At 70.8% G+C, this 5,048-nt stretch carries 3 protein-coding genes and 1 pseudogene; all 4 read right to left on the bottom strand.

Annotated elements, in window-relative coordinates; genetic code table 11:
* Nucleotides 1-47: 47 nt before the first annotated feature.
* Nucleotides 48-713 carry a DUF742 domain-containing protein gene (locus ACWEPF_RS39465; protein ID WP_452176463.1) on the bottom strand — a complete coding sequence of 222 codons (666 nt, stop codon included), beginning with the start codon at nucleotides 711-713 and terminating at the stop codon, nucleotides 48-50.
* 161 nt (nucleotides 714-874) lie between these two features.
* Entirely contained in the window at nucleotides 875-1,288 is a 414-nt protein-coding gene (locus tag ACWEPF_RS39460; protein ID WP_035797811.1) for a roadblock/LC7 domain-containing protein, read from the bottom strand.
* Nucleotides 1,289-1,298: 10 nt separating this feature from the next.
* A complete protein-coding gene (locus ACWEPF_RS39455; RefSeq protein WP_452176462.1) occupies nucleotides 1,299-4,676 on the bottom strand; it encodes a sensor histidine kinase in 3,378 nt (1,125 codons plus the stop codon).
* A 273-nt stretch (nucleotides 4,677-4,949) separates the two neighbouring features.
* Nucleotides 4,950-5,048: pseudogene (locus ACWEPF_RS39450) on the bottom strand (ATP-binding protein); the annotation flags it as partial.

Raw genomic sequence — 5,048 nt, 5'->3', positions numbered from 1 at the left:
CGACGACGATCTTCGCGGAGGTGGTGGCGCGGCTGGGGGCGGCCGCGTTAGAGCTTGCGAAGTCCACTGAGGACCCTTTCGAGCAGCGTGACGTCGGGCTGGTTGCCGGATTCGCCGCCGGCAGCGGGCTGGTGGATGGCGACGAGACCGGCCTCGGCCAGGTCGGCGACCAGGATGCGCGCCACTCCCAGGGGGATGTTGAGCAGCGCGGAGACCTCCGCGACGGACTTCACCTCGGTGCACAGCATGCAGATCCGCTGGTGCTCGGGGAGCAGCGAAGCCAGCCGGTCCTGGCTGACATTGGCCGAAACCAGTGCCTCCAAGGCCAGTTCGTAACGCGGCCGGGTGCGGCCGCCGGTCATCGCGAAGGGCCGGATCAGCGGTCCGGACTCCTCCTCGTCGTCGAACTCGTCGGCGTGGCCCGGGTCTTCGGGGTGGTCCTGGTAGGACTCGGAGCCGGAGTAGCCCTGGTAGTCCTGGTAGCCGGGCTGCGGCTGGCGGGCGAACTGCTGCCCGTCGTACGGCTGCTGCTGCTCCGGCAGCCCGTACTGCTGCTGCTGGTCGAACTGCGGTTGCGCGAACTGCGGCTGGCCGTACTGCTGTTGTCCGTACGGCTGACCGTGGCCGACGACGCCGGGAGCTCCGAAGGCGTCATGGCCGGTGCCAGGGTACGGAACGCCGTACTGGCCGCTGCGGTCGTCGGGCGGGGTCACGGTTCCTCTCCTCACAAGGTGCGGCGGTGCGGTGCTGGTAACGATCCTGACGGATCGTCACCCGTTGTGCGAAGGCCGTACAACGCCCGAACCCGGGCCCGTGAGGGCCCGGGGACGGGCAATGAGGTCTTTCGAATACCAGGACGGTATCCGACGAACCGTCAGTGCAGGAGACTGCCCTGGAGTTCCGCGCGCAGCGCGGGGGTGAGAACGGCTCCGGCGCGGTCCACCAGGAGGGCCATCTCGTAGCCCACCAGACCGATGTCGGAGTCCGGCGAAGCCAGCACGGCCAGCGAGGATCCGTCGCTGACGGCCATCAGGAAGAGGAAGCCGCGCTCCATCTCGACCACGGTCTGGTTGACGTCGCCGCCCTCGAAGATCCGGCTGGCGCCGGAGGTGAGGGAGGTGAGGCCGGAGGCGACGGCGGCGAGCTGGTCGGCGCGGTCGCGGGGGAAGCCCTCGGACATGGCGAGCAGGAGCCCGTCGGCGGAGACCACCACGGTGTGGGACACCCCGGGGGTGTTGTCCACGAAATTGGTGATCAGCCAGTTCAGGTTCTGTGCGGCCTGGCTCATCTGGGTCAACTCAACGCTCCTGCTGGTTCGAGCCGCCGAAGAGATCGGTGGTGCTGTCGTGCTGCTGGGGGTCGATCCGGAAACTACCGGTGGCGCCCGGGTCGCCTCCCGCGCTGCGGCCCTGCTCGACGCCACGGCGCAGGTTGGTCAGCCGGCCGCGCACCTCCTCGGGGCTGCGGGAGACCTGCGGGCCGTCCTGGGTGCCGGGCTTGGCGTTGCCCGGCACCAGGTTCTGCTTGGGCACCCGGCGCGGCAGGCCCGAGTCGGTGGTGCCGGCGGCGGCCGGCTCGCGGAGCTGGCCGGCCCGCTGCCAGTCGCCGTCGTTGGGCGACTGCCACTCCTGCTGCGGAGCGGCGGTCGGGCCGGTGGGGCCGTAGCCGCCGAGCCCCGACACGTCGTGGCCGCGGTTCTCCTCCGCCGGGGCGGAGGTGTCCTTGGCGCCGGTGAACCAGTTCGGCTTGTCACCGGGAGCCGGAGCCTCGTCCTGACGGGCGGACGGGAAGCCGCCGCCGGCCAGCTGCTGGCCCGGGCGGCGCTGCGGCAGGCCGGAGCCGAGCAGCGGGCTCGCAGGGGCCGTCGGAGCGGCCGGGGGCAGCGCGGCGGGCTCGGAGCCGTACGGGTGGCCCGAGGGCTCCTCGTAGCGCTCCTGGGCCTGCTGGAAGCCGCCCTGCTGTCCGTAGCCGTAGTCCTGCCCGTACGGCTGGTAGTCGGCCGCGGCCGCCTCCGCGTACTCGGGCTCGGCGTACTCGGTCCGGCCGTACTGCTGGCCGCCGTACGGGGCGTCCTGGTGGTGCGGCTCCTGGTAGCCGTAGGAGTCGGCCGGCGCGTACGGCTGGCCGTACTGCTCCTGGCCGTACTGGTCGCGGCCGTACGGGTCCTGGGCGTACTGGCCCTGGCCGAAGGAGTCCTGGCCCTGGCCGTACTGGCCCTGGTAGCCGTAGGCGTCCTCGGCGTACGGGGTCTCCTCGACCTCGGCGTCGATGACCTGGCCGCCGTCCTCGGGGCCCGCCTCCAGGGCGGCCCGGCGGCGCTGGTCGAGCCGCTGCGAGCGCTGCATGGACTCCAGCGCGGGGCTGAAGCCGCTGCTGCCGCCGTGGCCGGTCAGGTGGTCGTCGAAGCCGAGCTCGGCCGCGCTGCGGCCCTGGGCCTCCTCCCAGCTGACCTGGCCCTCCTGCTCCGCGAAGATCCGGGAGACGGTGAACTGCTCCTCGGGCTCCGGGGCCAGGGCCATGTGGGTCAGGTGCTGCGGGAGCATCACCAGCGAGGTGGTGCCCGCGGACTCGCCCGAGGGGCGCAGCTGGACGCGGATGTCGTGCCGCTGGGACAGCCGGCCGACCACGAACAGGCCCATGCGGCGGGAGATGGTGGCGTCGACCGTGGGCGGCTCGGCCAGCTTCTCGTTGATCTCGGCGAAGTCCTCGGCGGTGAGGCCGATGCCCTTGTCGTGGATCTCGACCAGCACCCGGCCGTCCGGCAGGCGGGTGGCGTTGACCAGCACCCGGGTCTGCGGGCTGGAGAAGGTGGTGGCGTTCTCCAGCAGCTCGGCCAGCAGGTGGACGAGGTCGGTCACGGCGGCGCCGATGACCTCGGCCTCGGGGATGCCGGCCAGCTCCACGCGCTCGTACTGCTCCACCTCGGAGGCGGCGGCGCGGAGCACGTCGACCAGCGGGACCGGGGTGTTCCAGCGGCGGCCGGCCTCCTCGCCCGCGAGGACGAGGAGGTTCTCGCCGTTGCGGCGCATGCGGGTGGCGAGGTGGTCCAGCTTGAAGAGGTTCTCCAGCTGGTCCGGGTCGGCCTCGTTGTTCTCCAGGTCGGTGATCAGCGCGAGCTGACGCTGGATCAGGCTCTGGCTGCGGCGCGACAGGTTGGTGAAGATCGCGTTGACGTTCCCTCGCAGCAGGGCCTGCTCGGCGGCGAGCGAGACCGCCTGCTGGTGGACCTGGTCGAAGGCGCGGGCGACCTCGCCGATCTCGTCCTTGCCGTGCAGCGGGATGGGCGCGACGGAGGTGTCCACCCGGTCCGGGTCGGTCTTGGAGAGCTTCTCGACCAGGTCCGGCAGACGGTGGTTGGCGATGTCCAGCGCGGCGGCGTTCAGGGTGCGCATGCCGAGGATCATCGAGCGGGCGATCAGGCCGGTGAGCAGACCGGCCAGGGCCAGCGAGACCACGACGATGACCGAGTTGAGGATCATGTCGTTCTGCGCGCGGTTCTTGATGTTCGCGGCGGCGTCGACGACCTCGTCGAGGAGCTTGGACTCGGTGTTGCGCAGCGAGCTGATGTGGCTCGCGGTGGCCTGCTGCCAGTTCGGCGGGTTGAGGCCGGCGTTGGCGGCGGCCTCGGCGGCGCCGTCACTGAGCGTGGAGCTGCTGCTCATGAAGGACAGGCCGAGCACGAGCAGGCCGCTCATGGTGGGCGCGACGTCGGTGCCGGGCATCTTCAGCGCGGCGCGCTGGTCGGCGGAGGCCTGGGCGACCTGGGCGTCCGAGTAGGCGCGGGCGTCCTCGGGCGCGCTGCCGGTGGAGAACTCGTTGAGCGAGACCTGCTCCAGCTTGTTGGCCACGGCCAGCTGCTGGAGGAGCTCGGAGGTCTCCTGCTTGGTCAGGATGTGCTGGCTGGTGCCGACCAGCAGGTTGAGCATCAGCACCCGCTGGGTCGAGGCGGAGGCCTTGGCCAGCGACATGGCGTAGATCGCGCGGCCCTTGCTGGTGACCGTGGAGGAGCCGAAGCCGACCGAGTTGTCGAAGGCCATCAGCGGGGCCATCAGGTTCGAGTAGGCGGCCTGGGTCGCGGTGATGTAGAGCTCGCGCTTGTAGGCGTTCTCGCGCAGGTGCGGCAGGTGCACCGCGAGCTGCTGGAAGGCGTCGTTGCGGCGGGCCAGCAGCGGGTCGTCGGAGACCTCGGCGAACGCGGCCTTGTACGCGGCCAGCGCCTGGTCGGTCTTGGCGCGGCGCTTGGGGACCTCGCCCTGCGGGTCCTGGCCGACCATCAGCGGGATGGCGGTCAGGTCGCGCTCGGACTCCAGGGAGTCGGCCAGCTCGGTGGCGGCCTTGGCGAGCAGCGCGGTCTTCTCGGCGTGGGTCGCCTTGACGAAGTCGTCGAAGGAGCTGTTGACCCGGAGCCCGCCGAAGACCAGGGAGATCACGACCGGGATGAGCAGGATCGCTATCAGGCGGGTGGGCACCCGCCAGTTGCGCGGTGCGAGGAACTCGTACCGGCCGGAACTCCGGCGCTCGTCCTTGGCGTTGGGCTTGGTGGACACCGCGGGCGCGGGAACGGCGGCGGGGGCGGGCCGCTCCTCGGCACTCGGCGCGAACGCCGAGAAACCGCCCGGCTCGTTCTGGCGGGGCTCGGAGCGCCGCTGCTCGGTGACTGGCTGGTTACGCCTCACTCGACAACAACCTCTCTCATCCCCGCTCGCCGCAGCCCGCTGCTGGGTGGAACTGCCAGGGTGACTACGGGGTAGCTGGCATTGGAGCACGTGCGCGGATGCGGGACAAACAGGCATCTGCGCACGTTTTGGTACGTGCAATTCAGACATTCGGTGACTTATCCGGGCTGAATGCTGCGGCACGCAGCCCGGTCGTCACCGAGAGTTACTTTCGATCTTTAAATGCCTATCGAACCGTTATCGGGCCCGCCCAGGCTCTTCATCAGCGCTTCATCAGCGGAGTCGGGCGAGGAGGGCGTGTTCGACGAGGGTGATGAGGGCGCTCTTGGCGCTGTCCCGGCGGCGTGCGTCGAGGGTGATGATGGGGGTGTC

The organism is Kitasatospora sp. NPDC004289, from assembly GCF_053602875.1.
This window is presented reverse-complemented; position numbering and strand designations above follow the sequence as displayed.